This is a genomic window from Maridesulfovibrio sp., assembly GCF_963677005.1.
Classification (GTDB): Bacteria; Desulfobacterota; Desulfovibrionia; order Desulfovibrionales; family Desulfovibrionaceae; genus Maridesulfovibrio.
This window is the reverse complement of sequence record NZ_OY781616.1, coordinates 1,295,635-1,315,560: the sequence shown is the minus strand read 5'-3', so window position 1 is coordinate 1,315,560 and position 19,926 is coordinate 1,295,635. Positions and strand designations below refer to the sequence as shown.

Here is a 19,926-nt window from a genome sequence, read left to right as displayed (position 1 = left end):
CAGAGATAAGGAATTATCGGAGGATGAGTGGAAAAAAAAGTTGTCAAGGTTCTGGTTTCAGCTCCCGATCCTGAGCTTATGGGCGGGGTTTCGGAAACAGTGAAGCTTCTTGTGCGGGAGCTTGAAGGATCAGCGGATGTCCTTTACGCGCCTTTCGGCAGGAGGAAGGGGCAGGCAGGCGTTGCGGGATACGCCATGCCGTTTCTGGACCTGTTCCGTTTTGCGTTTATGCTCTGCCGCGAACGTTTCGACGTAATCCATATGAATCCTTCGCTTAATCCCCGCTCGGTCCTCAAGGAATTTTTTCTGTTTGTCGTATTCTGTCTGTTCGGATACTCCGGCAGGATACTGCTGCTCATTCATGGGTGGGAGCAGGATTTTTTCGAGCGCATTGCCTCGCGCCCTTTTGCCCTTTTTGTATTGCGCAAGGTGATGAAACGCGCCGGGGCCGTTCTGGTCCTCGCCGGAGAGTTTCGGGATTCGCTTATCGGAGCAGGTGTTGACGGAGGCAGTATCGGAGTTGTCACCACCATGGTTGATATGTCGAACATCCCTACGGAACCTCGTCCGCAGCGGGATTGCCTGACCATTCTCTCGCTTTCCCGTCTGGTCAGGAACAAGGGTGTTTACGAAATAATTGACGCATTCGGGTATTTGAACAGAAAATATGATAATCTTGAGCTTATTATGGCCGGAGAAGGGCCTGAACGTTCCGGTCTGGAGAAAGCGGTTTCAGATAAGGATCTCAGTAACGTTCATTTTCCCGGCTATGTCCGCGGCAGGGATAAGTATCAGATTCTGGAGAAATCCTGTATTTTCCTGCTGCCGTCCCGTCGCGAAGGGTGTCCTGTGTCCCTGCTGGAAGCAATGGCAGCCGGTCTTGCTCCAGTGGTAACTGATGTGGGCGGGATAAAGGATGTTATACAGCCCGGCAGAACTGCTGTGCTGCTGCGGGAGGTCAGCAGTGCTGAAATTTCAGGGGCGGTGGAATCGCTTTTGGCCGATAATGATTTCAGACTGCGGATTTGCGCGGATGCGGCCCGCTATGCGGCCGAACATTTCGGTTCCGGCATGGTGACACAAGCCATACTGAGATGGTATGAAGATATCTGTTCATCCCGATAATCAATGCGGAGAGATTTATCTGTCCCAAATCAATAAAGCTAGCTTACCAATCAGGTTGACATGACTGCATTACTTTCGCTTTTCTTTTTTTTCCGCCCGATCATGTTCATTGATATCGGCTGGACAATTTTCGGTCTTAATATCAGTGAGGCGTTTGCCATCATGGCAACCGGAATACTGAGCATAGCTTTCGTTCTTTACATCATCACAGCCAAGAAACTTAATGTCTCGGTTGTTGATTTTTTTCTGTTCGCCTTTGTTATCTGGGTACTCTTCATTTATGTTCTGTATATTGATCGTTCGTCTTTCAAGAAGGCCGCCAAATTCGTACTGCCATTCATAACTTATTTTATTCTCAAGAACGTCATAAGCGATACAAGGCGTTATGCGAAGCTGATCAAGGTCATGATGATAGGTTACGCCGTACCAATTCTGGGAAGTACATTTCTTATAATTCAGGGAAAGAGTCTTTATACTGTTCTGTATTGGAATAACCTGGCAAGGTTCAAGGGGGTATACGTTAATTGCCATGACCTTGCGCATTGCATGACTCTGTTCTGTATGCTTATTGTCCTATACTGGGTGCTCTGCGCCTGTGATGAAGAACTTACTCCGCTGCCCAAACAGCGTCTTTTTTTTGTGTTTGTACTTACATTAAGCGTTTTTGCCGCGTACTGTCTGTGGAAGAGCTATGTGCGTACATGTATTCTCGGATTGATGATCTATCTTTATTATTATCTGTTCCGGGTCAATAAACGTCTACTGGTTATTCTTACAGCGATTTTTGCTGTTGTGGGGATTCTTTTTGCCGCCATGCTGTATACTATTTTTTACGATATGGTCGATTCGGCCAGCGGTAAGGAAGGATTGGAGAATTTCGGTTCCGGGCGTCCGATCATCTGGAAATACAATATCACGGAATTTTCCAAGCAGCCCATAGACGGAATTCTGGCCGGGGTAGGTGTCGGAAACACCTGGTCTGATATTAGCGGAAAGCCCAGTTTTGTGGATATGTTGAACAGTCATAACGACTTTCTGGACGTGCTGGTCCAGACAGGTGCTGTGGGACTGGTGCTTTTTCTGGCATTTCAGTACTGCCTGTTTCGAAAGGTGCTCGCTCTGGAAGGAAGGGTGCGCTATATTTTCATGGCGCTGTTTTTTGCCGTCTGCATGATGAACTTTGCAAGCAACAGTTATATTTCCCGGTTCGGCCTTGGGCAGATGTTTTACTCAATTCTCTGTTATATTGAGCTCCCGGGCGCCAAAACAAATGGCTCGGATAAACCTGCTGAGGAAGTTGATTCCGGAGTCGGGTGATTGCTGTTATCTGCAGGCACGCGTTGCTGGTAATTATTTTTAAGCTCGGACTGTTTGCTGTTTCTGGTCAGTTGTTTTTTTGTTATGTTTCGAAGAATTTGTGTTGAAGAAGTATTCTGGATAAAAATATCGGTCTGTTTCGGGGAGTTTTATTCGGGTGACTGTTGTTTTTTCTTTTATATCCGTTCTGGCGGCTTGGGTTGTCCTGTATCTGGATACATTTCCAATCCTTCTGAACCGCTGGAACAGCGGCGATTATTCATATTGCTGGCTGGTTGTGCCGCTGGCTGCTTATGTCGCCTGGCAGCGTAGATCTCTTCTGCCCGAATCAAGCAGACCTGCCGTAAAATCCGGTTATCTGATGCTGCTGTTTGTGGCGGTTCTTTTCTTTCTGGGCAAGGCCTCTGCGGTTGATGCACTGGTCTTTGTTTCCATGTGGTTATGTGTTGTAGCTGTTCTGCTTTTCGTCCGGGGCTGGAAGGCCATGAAGGCCATGTTTTTCCCGCTGTTGATTTTGGCTTTTGCCATTCCCCCTCCGCCGTTCATCAACCGCATGCTCACTTTTCGTCTGCGGCTGATTTCATCGGATTTGTCCGTAAGGATAATGCAGTTTATAGACATCCCGGTCTTTCGGGAGGGAAATATAATAGACCTTGGGATGATTAAACTGCACGTGGTTGATGCCTGCAGCGGGCTCCGCTACCTTTTTCCGACTGTCCTGCTGGGAATTATAATGGCCTACTGGTTTAATTCCCGCGCCTGGCAGCGATTTGTGGTAATACTGGCCACGATTCCGACAGCCATCGCCTCCAATGCGGTTCGTATAGCGATTGTCGGGTATATTGCACGCAATATTTCGCTGGAAACAGCAGAGAACTTTTTTCACGATGCTTCCGGAATAGTAATTTATCTGCTTTCCATAGTTATGCTGGTGACATTGAGCCTGTTGCTTAATCTGTTTGACAGAGGGGTAAAGAGAGCTGATCTGGCCGACAGGACCTATTACGGGCAGGCAGCTACCAATGCTCCCCTGCACCTCATAATTATGGCTGTTTTTCTTGCCGGGATGTTCGTGCTATATATAAATGCAGTTGCCGGGCGGGTTGTCCCGGAACGTCCTTCCTTTGAATCATTTCCGATGACGTTTTCGGACTTTGAAGGGCGTCGCGAGTTTTTTTCCGAGGAGATAGTCGAGTCTCTGGGGGCTGATGATTATCTTTCGGGAGTATTCAGGGATAAGGTTACCGGCCGTGATATCCTGCTGCTTGTGTCGTATTACGATTATCAGGAGCCGCAGCGCGCGGCACATAATCCGATAAGCTGCCTGCTTGGCGGAGGGGGGTGGGATTTATCGTCCACCACCGAGCTTGCCCCGGACAAGGCAGCAGGAAGACCGTTCAAAGTCGAACGGCTTATACTGAGCAAGCCCGGAGCCAGACTGCTTGCTCTCTACTGGTTTCAGCAGCGCGGTCGGATAATTACGAATGAATACCTTAACAAGGCCTATCTGGCTCTTGATTCAATGAGCAGGCAGCGTACGGATGGCGCCCTTGTCCGTATTGAGCTTATGCTTGCAGATGGAGAAACTGTAGAAAACGGTCAAAAGATACTCGACCGGTTCATAAATAGTTTCAGTTCAATTTTAGCCCCGTATGTTCCCGATTAATTCGGCAGGACATACCCCTGCAGAGGATAGGATGCGCAGATCAATAATATCGGTGATACTTGTAGTTTTTGTCTCTCTTCTTTTTACCGGCTGTGAAAAGAGACGCGAAGAATTCTACGGAAAAGCTGTCGAGTACTACAAGCAGAAGAAATATACTGAATCACGGCTTGAACTGATGAACGCACTGGCAATAGACCCGGAGTGCGCTGAATGCAGGCTGCTTTTCGGCAGGCTGGCGCTTGAGGAGGGTAATTTTCAGACAGCATTTGTCAACTTCCGCTATGCCGTGGATTTTGATCCCAAGCTGGTGGACGCCAAAGTTGAGCTGGGCAAACTCTATCTGCTGGCCGGAGAGTTCGACAATGCTGGCGATATGGCCCGCAAGGCGCTTAACGAAGATTCCGGCAACATAGATGCCCGGCTTGTGCTCGCTTCTGTTCTGGCCGAGAACAAAAAATATGAAGAGTCTGAACACATGCTCGATATTGCCAGGAATGAGGACCCCGGAAATCCGAATGTCTACCTTACCCTGAGCAGTGTCTATATACGCCAGAAAAAGATGGCCGAGGCTGAGAAAGTACTGCAGGACGGAGTCAGCCGTATTCCCTCTGATACAGGGCTGTTAATGAAGCTTGCCATGCTTTATCGGCAGGCTGGAGATACAGACAAGGCTCGTCCTTATGTTGATAAACTTCTTGAAGTGTCGGAAGGGAAGCCTCGTTTTGTTGTTTTTGCTTCGGAGTATTTTTCCGGCATCGGCGAGAAGGATAGAGCGGAATCCCTGCTGGCTGATCTTGTAAGCCGTTTTCCAGATGAGGATAAGTACAGGGTTCTGTATGCAAATATGCTTTCTTCCAATGATAAAAAGGAAGAAGCCGAGAAAGTGCTGAAAGCCGGCCTTGCCATCGATAAAGCCTCGCTGGAAGTCCGTGTGGCCCTGTCCGCATTATATGTTTCTCAGGGGCGGCAGGAAGAGGCCGTTGATGTTTTGAGAAAGGGAATAGCCCTGGATGCAGAAAGTGCTGATAATGTGATTTACCGCAAACAGTTGGCTACGTTGTATCTTGATATGAACGATTCCGAAAAGGCGCTTGAACAGCTTAATGAGGTAATTGACCGTAACCCCAAGGATTCGGAAGCTCATTATCTGCGTGGACAGATATATCTGCTGGACGGCAAAGGGCAGAACGCTGTTGCCGAATTTCGTCAGGTTGTACGGGATAACCCCACCAGTGCTCCGGCTTATGTGTTGCTGGCCAAGGGGCACCTCGCCAACGATGAAACCAGCATTGCCGTAGAGAATCTGAAAGAGGCGATATCTCTAGACCCCGGATACGGTCCGGCTCGTGAAGCCCTTATCAATACCTATCTGGACCGTAAGGATTGGCATCAGGCTATTCTTGAGTTGCAGCGGCTGCGAGAAAAACGTCCGGATGATATCAACATAATGGCTGCAATAGGTGATGTGTATGCCATCAAGGGGGATACCAACCTCGCGATTCACGCCTACACCGAGATTGCCAAGAAGTTTCCCGATTCTCCTGTCGGACCGCTCAAACTGGCCGAGCTTGCCCGTCGAGACAACAAAAGTGCCGAGGCAGAAAAATATTATTCCGAAGTTCTTGATATAGCACCGGATTCTCTTGTCGCAATTCAGGGCAAGGTGGAGACGATGCTGGACCAGAACAAGTACACGGCCGCAGTCAATTTTTGTAACAGGCTGCTTGAAAAGTATCCCGATAACGCACGCATATATGAGATCATGGGACGTATCCATGCCAAAAGAGGGGATTTTGAAAAGGCCGAAGCGGATTTTTCAAAGGCGGTATCTATTGCGCCGCAGTGGATGCTTCCATACATGCGTATAGGTGATCTCTATGTTGGTGCAGATAAAATAAAAGACGGTATTGCCAAATTCTCTGCCGAAGTTAAGCAGAATCCGGAGAATCCCGGTCCCTGGTTTATTCTGGGACTGCTCTACGAGCAGGACGGTAATTTTGCCAAGGCGCGTGAAGTTTATTCAGATCTGCTAAAAGCAAAACCCGGATTTCAGCTTGCAGCCAACAATCTTGCGTATCTTCTTGCGACAAAATTCTCCGATAACGGCAAGGACATGAAAGAAGCCTTAAAGCTGGCAAGGGTTGCGGCAAGCAGCCAGAGTCCGGAGGCCTTGGATACACTCGGCTTTGTTCTTTTCCTGAATGGAGAGTATGTGCAGGCAATTCACGCATTGAACTCTGCACTGCAGATTTCTCCGGAATTTTCTTCCGCATTGTACCATAAGGCACTGGTTTATTTCCGCGAGGATAAAACAGTTGAGGCAAAAGATATTTTGACCAAGCTTCTTAAATCAAAGGATGATTTCCCGGAAAAGAAGGATGCTCTTAATTTGATGAACAGGTTATAATTAATTTCGTTTTATAATTGTGATCTATTAAAGAGGCTGTCTTGTGCAGCCTCTTTATTTTTTTAAGCATTCTATATAAATTGAATTTATGGTTCAATAACGATACATTGCGGAGAATACGCATGTGGAGGTTATATGAGAAGTTTTTTTAAAATTCCTGCCGGGATGCTTGGGACGTTTCACAAGACCATTGATGTTTTGCTTGGTGTTGGAATTTTAATTCTTCTTTATTACATTTTTTCTCCTACATCCCTTGTCTCAAATTTTTTCCTTTTGATGTTGCTGTGTATTTCTGTAGCTGTTCTTACCATAGTCTGCTTTCATGTTGCAGGAGTGTACAGGGATTGGTCCGGAGCGGATATTGTTTCGGAGTGCAACAGAATTGTTGTGTCTGTTCTGGCTGTATTCGGTAGCCTGCTTATACTTGGATATATATTTAAAATTTCCAGTGTGTACTCCAGACTTGTCGTTTTGACATGGGTTTTCGCATGGCCTTTTTTACTTTGCGTAGAACGCGTGATTATCAGGAAATTCTTTTTCAACTTCTTTTTTGAGTCAAGCCTGAACCGCAAGGCTGTAATCGCAGGGACAGGAAAGCTGGGGTCTTCGCTTGCCGAGTGGTTTGAAGATAACCCATGGGTAGGTGTACGGGTTGAGGGTTTTTTCGGTCTGTCGGATTTTTGTGACGGGATGCAGCCGTGTCTGGGGGAACTCAGCTCCCTGCCTGGTTATGTCCGGGAGCATGATATTCAACTTGTGTACATCGCTCTGCCGATGCGGGCACAGGGCGTGATAGAAGAGTTGCTGGCCGAACTGGAGGACTCAACCGTACAGATTTATTTTTTTCCAGACATGTCCATCTTCAGGAGATTGATCGGCGGTGATGTAGCTCATGTTGCCGGACAGGCGGCCATTGTTCTGCGCTCTTCTCCGTTTGTAGGAATGAACGGGTTTATAAAAAGGGTCGAAGATCTGGTTCTTGGATCAATAATACTTATCTTAATCTCTCCGGTAATGATAATCATAGCGTTGGGGATAAAATTGTCTTCGAAAGGTCCTGTGTTTTTTAAACAGTGGAGGTACGGTCTTGGCGGGGAGCCGTTCCGGATTCTCAAGTTCAGGACAATGAAAGTGCTTGAAGACGGCTACGACTTTGCCCCGGCTACGCAGGGCGATCCCCGTATTACCCGGTTCGGGCGGTTTTTGCGCAGAAACAGTCTTGATGAACTGCCGCAGTTCTTAAATGTTGTGCTTGGAAGCATGTCTATTGTCGGTCCGCGGCCGCATGCCGTTAAAATGAACGAGGAATACCGTACTCTTGTTTCAGGGTACATGCTCAGACATATTTCAAAGCCGGGCATAACAGGGCTGGCTCAGATTAACGGATGCAGGGGCGAAGTCCAGTCTCATGAAGATATGGTGCGGAGAATTTCATACGATATCGAGTATCTCCAGCGCTGGTCGGTTTTTCTGGACTTTGAAATTGTTTTCAAGACGGTTTTCAAATTCGCATGGCGCCAGTAGCCGGTGAGCAGTATTGGATCGTGGTAGTGGGTTTATTCAGTCAATATTTTGAAATTTAAGTATAAATAACGGTGTATTTCCGCCGGACAACAAAATTTGCTGATAGAGGTGTTGCTGTGAAGTTGCCGAAATTTTTGTTTTTTTTGCTGATGTGCACAGTTGTTGCTTTAGCGTCCACTGGAGCTTTCGCACAGAAAGAGGATAAAGGCGGCTACAAGCTGGGTCCTGAGGATGTTGTAGAAATTTCTGTGTGGGGCGATGAAGAGTTGGCCCGGGAAGTCGTGGTCCGGCCTGACGGAGGGGTTTCATTTCCTCTTGTCGGTGATTTGAAGGCCGGAGGCCTTACGGTCGCCCAGCTCAGGGAAGAAGTCAGAAAGCGTATTGTGGAGTATGTGCCGGATGCGGCAGTCTCGGTCATTCTGCGCAAGGTGGAAAATCCCAAGATTTACATCATGGGTAAAGTGCAGAGTCCGAGAATGGCTGTAATGGGGCAGAAAATGACAGTGGTGCAGGCCCTGTCCCTTGCCGGCGGGTTGAGTAACTTTGCTGACTCCGGGAATATAATCGTTGTGCGTCAGTTCCCGGACGGTAAGCAGAAAGTCTTTGAATTTGATTACGATAAGTTTGCAGACGGGGATAATCTGGAGCAGAACATTCAGTTGCAGCCCGGAGATACAATTGTTGTACCCTGATGTAACATGCAGACGCAGCACTTTTTGGGTTGACTTTGACAGGGGAGTCGGATGTCCAGGTCACATTACAGGTTTTTTGGCATACTTCTGTGCGCCGTATTACTGGTGCCGGTATGCGTTGTACTTGCCGGGGAAGGTGTTTCCTGGCGAGTTTTTATGCCTGTGATAAGACCTCTTGATTTTTCCGCAAACGGTCCCTGCAGAGGTTCTGTTCAAATTGCCGGACTTAAAAGACCGGTGAGTAATGTGGTTATCAGTGCCGGGAGCGATTCCGGTGCGGGGCGTGTTATAAGACAGAATACCCCGTCTTCGGACAGCTCTTTAGGTATCTCGCTTGTTTCTTCCGGCGGAGAACTGCGCAGGGCAGAAAGGGAAGCTGCTATTTCCATAGATGAAGGTCTTCCTTCGGAAATGCAGGTTTCAGCTGGAAGCGGTACAAAAGGCCGCACAGCTTCTAGTCATGTAGATTCCGGTTCTAAAGGAACCGGGAATAATCTCATGCTTGCATCATCGGAGGGAACTCTGGGTGGTAAAGATGATCCCAGACTTGTCAGTACGCAAAAAGTGGACAGCTATGATCGGTATATGGCTCCGTCTGTTTCTCTTGTCCCTTCCGACAGCGCCGAAGAAAAGCAGTGGAAGTCTTCGACAAACGGTATGTTTTTTACCACGCCCAAACGGTTTCTGGGGCTTGGGGGAACTTTGATCAAAGCGGTCCCGTCACTCAGTATCATGGAAACGTATGATTCCAATATCGATGCCACCGATATTGCCGATCTGGTTACTGAAGTAACTCCGGGTTTGAGTTTTGATGTGTACGGAGAAAAGGCCGTCCTTAAGTTCAACGGAAATTTCATTTATCGGGACTATCTGGAAAACAGCAAGTTCGACCGTTACGATTACAATGTTGATCTTGCAGGGAAATATAAATTTTCACCGACAGTTGAAGGCGGTTTGAGCCTTTCCCACAAACGTTTCCATAATCTGGATCAGAATACGTATGAATCCGGAGGGGTGCAGCTGGATCCTTCAATCATACTGAGCACCACAGCCACTCCGGAAGTTACATGGCTGATAACCGAGCGAGACTCCATCCGGTTTTCAAACTACGTGGATAAGACCGATTACGAGCGCGCATCGGATTCCGATTACATTACAAATGTCTTCAGCACCGTATGGGGACATCAACTGCCTAACGAAGTTACCAGCCTGTTTCTGGGACAGATGAGTACTTATACCCATTTCAGCCGCGAAGTGGATAATCTTAACAGTGACCAGGTTTCTTTTCAGGCCATAGTCGGTATAGACCATCAGTTTTCACCTGCCTGGAAAATTTCATTAAAGGGTGGACCAGGTACGACTTTTTCCAATTATGCAAGCGAATATACTCATGGCAAGAGTGAGGATTTTCTTTATCAGGTCCGCGCGGAGCTCGGATACAGGACGTTGAAGTTTGCGCTTGTACCGGCTTTGGAACGAATTGTCCGTCCCGGACGTTACGGTGAAAACGAAGTGCTCGACCAGGCTGAAATCTATTCCGGCTACGCATTCAGCGAGTTTTTCAAGTACGAAACAATCAACACTGTCTGGCTCAACGAGACTGAAGGCACAAACGGCGGTCAGAAACACAAGGGGCTGGGAGTGTTCACCCAGCATGTACTGCGCTGGCAGTTTGCCGAAGACTGGGCCTGGATCGGCGGTTTGAACTACAACTGGGGTAGAGACGAACTGACCGGCTCATCCAGCGAAAGATTCAAGACATGGATGGGATTTACTTATTCCTATCCGACCGAGATAAATTAAGGGGTCAATGCAAAATGCAACAGAGTTCGGACATTGCATATTATCTTGATGTGCTGCGCAGAAGGAAATACCAGTTTCTTCTGCCCGCCGGTTTTCTCTTTATGCTGGTTGTAATTTTGGCGTTTATTCTTGCTCCGGTGTATAAATCGACGGCCACGATTCTGATTGAGGATCAGGATATTCCTCAGGATCTTGTTCAGACTACGGTTACCGGTTTTGTTGAAGAACGGCTTCAATCCATTTCACAGGTTGTTCTCAGCCACGGCAACCTCCTCAACATAATCAAGGAATTCGACCTGTATCCTGACCTGATAGGTAAATACACAACCGAGGAAATTATCGCCAAAATGCGCGATGATATTAAGCTTGAACCTATTACGGCTGAAGTCACCAACCAGTATTCGGGCCGTCCTTCAAGTGCCACGGTTGCCTTCACCCTGTCTTACGAAGGTCGCAGGCCGCAGAAGGTCGCTCAGGTTGCAAACGTTCTTACCTCCCTATATCTCAAGGAAAACCTTAAAGAGCGCGAAGAAAAGGCCAAATCTACATTTGAATTTCTTGAGTTGCAGTTGGCGGAGTTGCGCTCGGAGATTCTGGAGCTTGAATCTCAGATAGCCAATTTCAAGGAAAGCCATGTTAACGAGCTGCCTGAGCTCCTCGTTCATAATATGAATTCCATGGAGCGTCTCCAGCGGGAGATGGACAAATCTCAGGAGCAGATTGCTTCTCTCAAGAACCGTAAGGTTTATCTTGAGGGCCAGAGAGCAAGCATTGATCCTCATCTGAAGATTGTTTCCAACGATGGGTCCCGGTTTTCAACGGCCAAGGAAGACCTTGAAAAATTGCGCCGCGAATATATCACTTTGACTTCAAAGTATTCGGACAAGCATCCGTCTGTTCTGGCAATGAAGCGTCAGATTGATTCCCTTGAAGAAAAAGTTGATGCCGTACAAAGCTATGAAATGGTGAAAAGGGAGCTGAAACGGAAGGAAGAAGAGCTTGAGGTGCTGCTCAAAAAGTACTCGGATAAACATCCTGATGTTGTGCAGCTTAAGCATGAAGTTGACGCTCTCAATGAACGTCTGGGCGAAGTTTCACTGCAGGACGGTATGTTCGAAACTTCAATGGAACTGCCTGACAATCCCGGCTATATACAGATTGAAACGCAGATAGCCTCTACCGAATTGGAAATAAACGAAGCGGAGCGGGTTTATGCTGAGCTTCAGGCCCAGTACCGGAGATATCAGCGCAGGGTGGTGAATACTCCGCAGGTCGAGCAGGAATACAAGATTCTTTTGCGCGACTATGAGAACGCTCAGGCAAAGTACAGGGATATCAATACACGCCTTCTTGCCGCACGTGAGGCCAAAGGGCTGGAGCAGAGTCAGCTGGCGGAACGTTTTACGTTGATCGATCCGCCTATAGTACCGGAAAAACCCATTCGCCCGAACAGACTGGCTCTTATTCTGGTAGGGTTCGTATTGTCCATGGGTATCGGGATAGGCGTGGGTGTTTTTCTCGAATTCATGGATAGGTCGATACGCAGGCCGGACGAACTTTCGGAGATCGTCAAGTATCCGGTGCTGGCGATAGTACCCTATTGGGAGACAGAAATAGAGGCTCAGCGAAAGATTAAACGAAAGCGGGTGGTGGCTTTGTCTATAGTCGGTGTCGTAATCGCCGCTGTAGTGGGAGTGCATTTCCTTTACATGCCTCTTGATATCATTGCGATCAAGTTAGTCAGAAAACTGGCTATAAATTTCTAATGCAGGAAGAACGGAGAAACCATGAGCAAGCTTCTCAAGGCTGTTGAGAAAGCCAAACGCAACAAGCGAGAACAGGATTTGCGTAACGGGTCGGGGCAGAGTGCGCCAGCCCCCGGTCCTGTTGTGGAGAAAGCCGCTGCGGACACAGCTCAGAATGCAGATTCGGCTTCGGCAAAGGAAAATGGCAAATCCTGCAGCATGCCCAAAAGCTACTTTACCGAGGACCTTGTTCTTGATGAGTTGAATCTGGCTAAAAACAGAATACTGACCAGCCACAGCAGCGCATCCTTTACCGACATATATAACCTGCTGCGTACCCAGATTCTGCACAGGACCAAGAAAAAAGGGCATAACGTGATTATGGTCACGAGTGCCATGCCCGGTGAAGGCAAAACCATTACTTCCATTAACCTGGCTATAAGTATAGCTCGTGAAGTGGACCAGTTTGCCCTGCTGGTGGATACGGACATGCGCAAACCGAGTATTCATAAATATCTGGGCATAGAGGCGGAAAGAGGGCTGAGTGATCATCTCCTGCACGATATTCCGGTCCATGAACTGCTGATCAAGCCGGGAATCCAGAAATTATCGTACCTCCCGGCCGGTGAGCCCATAAAAGGGTCTACCGAGATACTGGGGTCGCCCAAACTGCAGGAACTGATAATTGAAATGAAGGCGAGGTATCCTGACCGGTATGTTATTTTTGACTGCCCGGACCTTTTACATGCGCCTGATGCTCTGGTATTTTCAAGTTACGTTGACGGGATAGTGTTTGTTATCGAGGCCGGAAAAACTTCCCGCGAGCATGTCCAGAAGGCTCTTCGGCTGCTTGATGGCAGTAATATTGTCGGAGTCGTATTGAATAAGACTGAAATTGAAAGTCTGAACGTTGCGCCCTAGGTGGTAAAATTATGTATCTAGAATTTTTCGGATTAACGGAAAAGCCTTTCAATATCCTGCCGGACCCGGATTTTTTCTACCTAAGCCAATGGCATCAGCAGGCTCTTACTCATATTGAATACGGGCTCATGAACGGTGACAGCCTCATTCTGCTTACCGGGGATGCCGGAACGGGAAAGACTTCTCTCATCTACAAGCTGGTGCAGGACCGCAGCGAGGATACTATTGTCGGGGTTATTTTCAATAGCGCAGTGGGCGGAGACCATATTGTTGAAATGATCCTTACCGAGCTTGAGGTGGAACTGCCGGAAAAATCCACTCCTGCCTCCTGTCTGGATGCGTTGCATCAGTTTCTGCTTGATGTTTATTCCAAGGGAGAAAAAAAGGTTCTGTTGATTATGGATGAAGCGCAGAACCTGAGCGATGATGCCCTGGAGCAGTTGCGTATGATTTCGAATCTGCAGGCCGGCAAGGAAAATCTTATTTCAATACTGATGGTCGGCCAGTCCGGATTCAGATCCAGACTGCGGAAAGCCCGCTACAGCCAGATTGTGCAGAGGATTGTTGTCAGTGCGCATCTTTCAAGGCTGCGGGATCAGGAAGTCACCGAGTACATTCATTACCGGCTGCGGCAGGGCGGTGCTGCAGACCCGCAGAGCATTTTAACAGATGAGGCCGTCGGGGCAGTCAATTCTTTTTCTTACGGTATTCCGCGCAACATCAATGTGATCTGTGAAGGTGCGTTGATTTATGGCTTTGCCGATGATATCCGGCCTGTGACAGCTGAGGTTGTAGAAACTTTTGCTCGTGAGCGAATAGATGAGGGCTTACTTACAGTCCCTGAATCATCCTGCGATATAGCCGAGGAAGCTCAATCGCAATATATAAAGGAACTGGAGATGCGGATTGCAAGCCTCGAAGCTTCCATGGGGATAGTCAAGCGCACGCTGGTCAAAATAATAAAGGCCGTTAAGCGGAACAACGGGAAAGGATAGCCCGCCTGCCGGTAACCGGAACCGACTGTGAGTTTAGTGCGGGCTCCTGATGTTTTTGGATTTAGGCATTTCCTGTGTCTCCGGTCTGCACTAGGGTAATTTTTAAATCCGGAGATTCGTTATGCGGTTTAAACAATTTCTACTGATAATCAGCTCAATTCTATTTGTTCTATCCGCCTCAGTTGAGAGCAGAGCCGCAGCAGACTATTCGGTTTTCAACAAGCGCCCGCGCCTGTATTTCAACAGTACCCGGCTGGAGGAACTGCGGTCGCTGAAGGACCAGAAACCTTACTCCGATTTTCTGAAAATAGTCCGAAAGCGCGGTAGAAACGAGGTCGGGAGCCGGGTTCCCAATAACCTGCTGCTGTTTGATGCCAGCACCATCCGCCGTCCTGCCGATGGCCTTCTGGACATATCTTTTTATTACCTCATCACTGGCGAGCCTTCCTTTTTTCATATCATAGAAGACCTTCTGCACCTGTTCAGCACCAATCCTGATTGGGCCGGGAACAGCGATATGGGGCCGGCTCATGTCCTTTTTTCCATGTCTCTGGCCTATGACTGGTTTTATGACAAACTTTCTCCGGGGCTCCGGTTGCTGGTGCGGGATGCCATAGCCGAGCATGCAGAAAATTTTTATGACCTTACCCACAATAAAAAAATCTGGTGGTCTCAGGACAGGGGGCTGCTCCAGAACCATAATTATGTGAATGTGGCGTCCATGGCTATTGCCGGCATTGCCCTCTACGGAGAGGATAAAAGGGCCGTGAAATGGCTGGATGAAGCGGAGCGTAATTTTGACGCCGTTCTCGGGCTGCTTTCTCCTGACGGAGCCAGTCATGAAGGGGTAAGCTATTGGAGTTACGGAACTCTCTGGCTCCTGAATTACTACATGGCGCTGGTCCCGGCACAAGGACTGGATAAGGTAAGGGAAAGCGGGTTCTTCAGGAATACAGCCAGATACAGGCTTTATGCATCGCTGCCGGGATTCCTGTACAACGTTGATTATGCGGATTCCCTGATTATAGATTACTACGGTCCGGGATGTTTTCTGCGTTGTCTGGCGTCAATTTTCAAGGATGGTCATGCGCAGTGGCTGGCTTCCAAAGTCGAGCGGGAGCGCAGGCGAAGAACTGTTCTCTGGCAGGATTACCTCTGGTATGATCCTTCCGTGGAGCCGGAGTCGCCGGACAATCTGCCGCTGTTCGGATGGTTCGACAATCTGGGAATACTGCTTTCGCGATCGTCATGGGGAAAGGATGCCAGCCTTGTCATGTTCAAGGCCGGTCCTCCGCAGGGATATCTTGCCCTCTCAAAGGGGAACTATCCCGGATCGCACATCCATCCCGATGAAGGTTCTTTCTGTGTATGGCAGGGCAGAAAAGGACTCGTCATGGATGACGGTTATGTTCTCAAGAAGCTTTCTTCAAGCCATAACCTGCTGACATTCGGCAAGTTCGGTCAGTTAGGTGAAGGCGGAACATGGTTCATTCAGGAAGACTTCAGGAAATCCGGAGGCAGGGTCAGCAGGCCCAGGTTTGTAAGCGGAAACGGTCTGCAGGCTGTTGAGATTGAACTGGCATGGCTCTATCCTCCGGCAGTGCGTCCTAAATCATGGAAAAGGGCCTTTGTTGTACTGGATGGTGCCGATGTTTTCATTCGGGATAAGGTCGTGCCGTCCGGGAACAGGGATATTGAATATTATGCCCACCTTTCACGCGAGGCGCGCAGATCGGCCAGCGGAATATGCCTTGATTACGGAAGCGGCTATTCTTTTGATTTTATGGGGAAGGGTTTTTCCTCCTCACTCAGACGCTATTCTCTGCCCACCCAGAGCATGGGTAAGAGCATTCCGCGTATCGGCATGCTTTATACCGCCACCTCCAGCAGCTCTGCCCCGGTTTTTATACTCAGTTCTGTGGCGCGTGCCGAGGGAGGGTGTACTTCTTCAGGTGTGATAAAATCCTATGATCAGGCTTCGGATATTGCTGAAGTGGAAACAGCTGCAGGCCGCTATCGTATAGATTTTTCCTCGCTGTCTGTAACCGGCAATTGAGAGGCTGACTGAATTGAAGGATGAATCCCGATTATTTGTGTTTTACGCAGGAAATAAAGATAATTCACGGCCAGACAGCCGGTGCGGAACAATATCCGGGCCGGTTCTGGTAAATACGCTTACAAAGGTTGAATGCCTTGAGTAACAATCTGCCGACCCTGTACAAGATTTTCTGGGTCTTCATAACCAAAATGGGCAGGGGGGTCGGCGGTCTGCTGTTGACCTGGGTTCTTGCCCGCAAATACGGGGCCTACGGGTCCGGCCTTTTTTTCATCCCCTATACATTTGCTTTTCTGGGAGCCCTGGTTTCGCAACTGGGTCTTGGCAACGCCTGCATGAAGTTTGCGCCCGTTCTGAAAAAGGACGATCCGGCCAACCTTTCATTTCTCTGGACTTTTACACTGCTGGCTGTGGGCGCTTTTTCCGTCGCCTTCATGGTGCTTGTCTACATTGCCCCGGAATTCTTTTCAGAGCTTGTATTCAAGAACCCGGACAGAACTGAGTATATCATGTGCGCAGCCCCGATTATCTTTTTCTGGGCGCTTACCTGTCTCATCATATATTTTCGCCAGAGTCTGGGGGATGTTTCAGGCATCACCGTTATTGAAAATACGGTGCAGCCGTGGGCAATGCTTCTCCTTGCCCTGTCAACATTTGTGATAGGAATAGATGTTCTTGATTTTCTTCTCAGCATCACAGTGCTTTTCGGGGTCATTTTTGTATACGCCTTTATCTCTACTCGGAGCAGATACAGGCTGCGTTTTTCACTTCGCCTGAACAGTTCATTAAAAGTGCGGGATATTGCCGCTTACTGTCTGCCTCTCCTTGTGCTGGCTTTTGCACAGAATTCGCTTGTCTGGATAAATACCCTTATTTTGGGCGGCATCGGATCGGTTGATGATTCCGCCATTTTTGTGTCCGGCATGCGGGTAGCCATGAGCATTACCATTCTGCTTTATACCTTCAACAGCGTATATGTCCCGCATATTTCTTCGGCATATTCGCGGAATGATTTGAAGATGATCGGAGAGTTGTACAGGGATATCACCTGCTCCCTTTCCTTGTTCTCATTTGTGATTCTGGTGCTGTCGGTTATGTATTCCGATCTGATCATGGCCGCTTTCGGCTCGGACTACGGTGCCGGCCGGGGATGTCTTGTTTATCTTATTCTGGGCAATGTATTCAACTGCTACACCGGTCCGGTGGGGTATGTTCTGCTCATGGCCGGAAGGTCTAGGCTGGAGGCTTTTAATACTGTTACAGCGCTTTGTGTAAATGGTGTGCTATGTCTTGTTCTTTATCGGAGTATGGGCGTGGCTGGAGCCGGGGCGGCCTTTTTCTGGTCTTTTGTACTGGTGAATACGGCCCGGTATTTACAGTGCCGCAAGATACTGGGCTTGCGTTGGCTTAACCCCATGCAGGCAAGAATAATGGGGATACAGGCTGTTTTTGCCATCGCTCTGGTGTTAGCATGGAATACGGGCGTAAACCGCGAACTGACTGCCGGAGCATTTCTGGGGCTTTACGCACTTGTCAATTTGAAATCTATCCGCGTATTGGCGGGGTCAATGATGGTTAACCATGAAATCTAGATGAACTGGTTTTTTGAGAATTTAAGCTGCAAAATACAAAAGGACCGGGCTGGAGGCTTCCCGGTCCTTTTGTATTTTAGGAGTGTGATGAGGAATGATGACTGTATGTTATTCTGCTGTGGTTAGAGGGAGATGCAGGGGAACATCTTCTTCAACCTGTGTTGTTTTTCATTAAGCAGCAAGTGTGCCAAAATTAAAAGTCATTAAAAAACAACGGCTTATTTGAAATGGCTTGAGCCGTGAAAAATATACCTGCACAAACATTTTGCACATATGTGCAAATAACTGTTTTGCACACTGCACAAGTTGTACAAGCATGGTTCGGGCTGTATGAAAAAAACGCAACATTCAGGTTAATTTGCAAGTTCCCCCTGTACATGGATTATGAAAAATACTATTCTCAAGTCGTAAATAAAAGAACTGAACAAGAACGTAATGAGAAATTACGTAAAACACTTATCGAATTCTATTAGGAGGAGCCTATGCAGAAAAGGCTTTCAGACGTGTATTTGAATCCGGAACTTAATGATCGTATTGAGGAAGCCTGCCATAAGCTGGGCATAAACAAAAGCCTGTTCCTGAATGTCCTGCTGGGAGAACTGTTCAGCAAGGCCGGACCGGAAGATCTGTTCTACAACCGGGTAAAATTATGCGAGGCCAATGAGAAAATAGTGGCAGCAGCCAAAGGCGGGGAACAAGTAACCCAGTAGCAGCTGGCGCTTAACATGAACGTGTTTTAGGATAAAAATCAGCCAGCCTCGCCAGACAGTCGGCCGGAATCTCTGTACGGATAAGTACGAGTTGATTCCGGCTTTTTTGTTTATTTTTTATAGGTTACATGCGCTTGATTGATGCTTCCAGCCGAGGGGATCTCTGCCGAATTTTATTCTGGTTTCAGATTTTCAAATGTTCAGCAGAAGTTGTTTGGTGTCAATATGGTGTTAATATGTAAGTAAATAATTCTACGTTGACATAAAACCCCTATAGAATATACGGGTATTATAAATATGTTTTATTAAACTGATTAAAACCAATTGGAGAGAGTGATGCGTATTCTGATTTTCTGCGCTGTGCTTGCAGCGCTTTCCGTTCTGTTCGTGGCTCCGGTTTCAGCCGCAGATAAACTCAGCGGTGATGTGATAATATTCCATGCAGGCAGTCTTTCCGTCCCCTTTGCGAAGATGGAAAAGGAATTTGAGGCCATGCACCCCGGCGTAGACATCAAGCGCGAGTCTGGAGGGTCCACCAAGATGGCCCGCATGATTTCCGAAGTCGGTAAACCTGCGGACATCATGGCTTCCGCCGACTATGTTGTCATCGACAAGAACCTTATCCCGAAATTTGCCAATTTCAATATCCGTTTCGCCACCAACCAGCTTGTGCTCTGCTACACAGGCAAGAGCAAGTTTGCTTCGGAAATCAATGCTAACAACTGGTATGATATCCTGTTGAAGCCCGGTGTTGTCTGGGGGCATTCCGATCCCAACCTTGACCCCTGCGGTTACCGCAGCGTTATGGTTATGCAGCTGGCTGAAAAATTCTACAATAAACCCGGTCTGTTCGATAAACTTATTGCCAAGCGCAAAGACGAGTGGGTACGCCCCAAATCCGTTGAGCTTATTTCCCTGCTCAAGACCGGTAATATGGACTATGCCTGGGAATACCTTTCCGTTGCGGTACAGCACGGCCTCAAGTACGTAACCCTCGACAAACACATCAACCTGTCTGATTATAAGTACAACGATTTCTACAAGCAGGCCAAAGTCACCGTAAGCGGCAAAAAGCCCGGTACCACCATTGATCGAATCGGTAAATCCATCACCTACGGAATTACCGAGCTCAAGGATGCACCCAATAAGGATGCCGCCACCGCATTCCTCGCCTACATGCTTTCACCTCAGGGTGGACTTAAGATCCTTAAGGAAATGGGACAGCCTCCCTTTGAACCGGCCATTGTTCCTGATGAAGCAATGGTCAGGGAAATGCCGCTTCAGTTGCGTCATCTGGTAAAAGTACAAAAATAATCCTTCCTGATAAAACGGAACGTCGGGCAATTATACTGTCCGGCGTTCCTCTCTTGTTT

General features: G+C 48.0%; 14 protein-coding genes. All 14 read left to right on the top strand.

Annotation, left to right across the window (positions count from 1 at the left end; all coding sequences use genetic code 11):
* The first annotated feature begins 27 nt into the window (after positions 1–27).
* The 14 genes from ACKU4E_RS06135 (at position 28) to wtpA (ending at position 19,867) form a co-directional block, all read left to right on the top strand.
* The gene (locus ACKU4E_RS06135; protein WP_320170195.1) at positions 28–1,125 is read left to right on the top strand and encodes a glycosyltransferase family 4 protein; all 1,098 of its coding nucleotides are present in this window, start codon (positions 28–30) and stop codon (positions 1,123–1,125) included.
* A gap of 60 nt (positions 1,126–1,185) precedes the next feature.
* Positions 1,186–2,442 (top strand): O-antigen ligase family protein, encoded by a 1,257-nt coding sequence (locus tag ACKU4E_RS06130; protein WP_320170194.1) that lies wholly within the window; start codon positions 1,186–1,188, stop codon positions 2,440–2,442.
* 157 nt (positions 2,443–2,599) lie between these two features.
* Positions 2,600–4,108: a VPLPA-CTERM-specific exosortase XrtD gene (gene xrtD / locus ACKU4E_RS06125; RefSeq protein WP_320170193.1), complete on the top strand. Its 1,509-nt coding sequence runs from the start codon at positions 2,600–2,602 to the stop codon at positions 4,106–4,108.
* 31 nt (positions 4,109–4,139) lie between these two features.
* Positions 4,140–6,515 (top strand): tetratricopeptide repeat protein, encoded by a 2,376-nt coding sequence (locus ACKU4E_RS06120; RefSeq protein ID WP_320170192.1) that lies wholly within the window; start codon positions 4,140–4,142, stop codon positions 6,513–6,515.
* Between the two features lie 135 nt (positions 6,516–6,650).
* The gene (locus ACKU4E_RS06115) at positions 6,651–8,039 is read left to right on the top strand and encodes an undecaprenyl-phosphate glucose phosphotransferase (RefSeq protein WP_320170191.1); all 1,389 of its coding nucleotides are present in this window, start codon (positions 6,651–6,653) and stop codon (positions 8,037–8,039) included.
* Between the two features lie 116 nt (positions 8,040–8,155).
* Positions 8,156–8,731: a polysaccharide biosynthesis/export family protein gene (locus tag ACKU4E_RS06110; RefSeq protein WP_320170190.1), complete on the top strand. Its 576-nt coding sequence runs from the start codon at positions 8,156–8,158 to the stop codon at positions 8,729–8,731.
* A 51-nt stretch (positions 8,732–8,782) separates the two neighbouring features.
* Positions 8,783–10,534 (top strand): hypothetical protein, encoded by a 1,752-nt coding sequence (locus ACKU4E_RS06105; protein ID WP_320170189.1) that lies wholly within the window; start codon positions 8,783–8,785, stop codon positions 10,532–10,534.
* 14 nt (positions 10,535–10,548) lie between these two features.
* Positions 10,549–12,300, top strand: coding sequence for a lipopolysaccharide biosynthesis protein (locus tag ACKU4E_RS06100; protein ID WP_320170188.1), 1,752 nt, complete (start codon positions 10,549–10,551; stop codon positions 12,298–12,300).
* A 21-nt stretch (positions 12,301–12,321) separates the two neighbouring features.
* Positions 12,322–13,200: a polysaccharide biosynthesis tyrosine autokinase gene (locus ACKU4E_RS06095; protein ID WP_320170187.1), complete on the top strand. Its 879-nt coding sequence runs from the start codon at positions 12,322–12,324 to the stop codon at positions 13,198–13,200.
* A gap of 11 nt (positions 13,201–13,211) precedes the next feature.
* Entirely contained in the window at positions 13,212–14,195 is a 984-nt protein-coding gene (locus tag ACKU4E_RS06090) for an AAA family ATPase (RefSeq protein ID WP_320170186.1), read from the top strand.
* A gap of 121 nt (positions 14,196–14,316) precedes the next feature.
* The gene (locus tag ACKU4E_RS06085) at positions 14,317–16,251 is read left to right on the top strand and encodes a DUF4962 domain-containing protein (protein ID WP_320170185.1); all 1,935 of its coding nucleotides are present in this window, start codon (positions 14,317–14,319) and stop codon (positions 16,249–16,251) included.
* Positions 16,252–16,388: 137 nt separating this feature from the next.
* Complete coding sequence (locus tag ACKU4E_RS06080; RefSeq protein WP_320170184.1) at positions 16,389–17,843, top strand: polysaccharide biosynthesis C-terminal domain-containing protein; 1,455 nt, start codon at positions 16,389–16,391, stop codon at positions 17,841–17,843.
* Positions 17,844–18,325: 482 nt separating this feature from the next.
* On the top strand, positions 18,326–18,553 hold the full coding sequence (locus ACKU4E_RS06075) for a hypothetical protein (RefSeq protein WP_320170183.1): 228 nt from the start codon (positions 18,326–18,328) through the stop codon (positions 18,551–18,553).
* A 336-nt stretch (positions 18,554–18,889) separates the two neighbouring features.
* Positions 18,890–19,867 carry a tungstate ABC transporter substrate-binding protein WtpA gene (gene wtpA, locus ACKU4E_RS06070; RefSeq protein WP_320170182.1) on the top strand — a complete coding sequence of 326 codons (978 nt, stop codon included), beginning with the start codon at positions 18,890–18,892 and terminating at the stop codon, positions 19,865–19,867.
* Positions 19,868–19,926 lie beyond the last annotated feature (59 nt).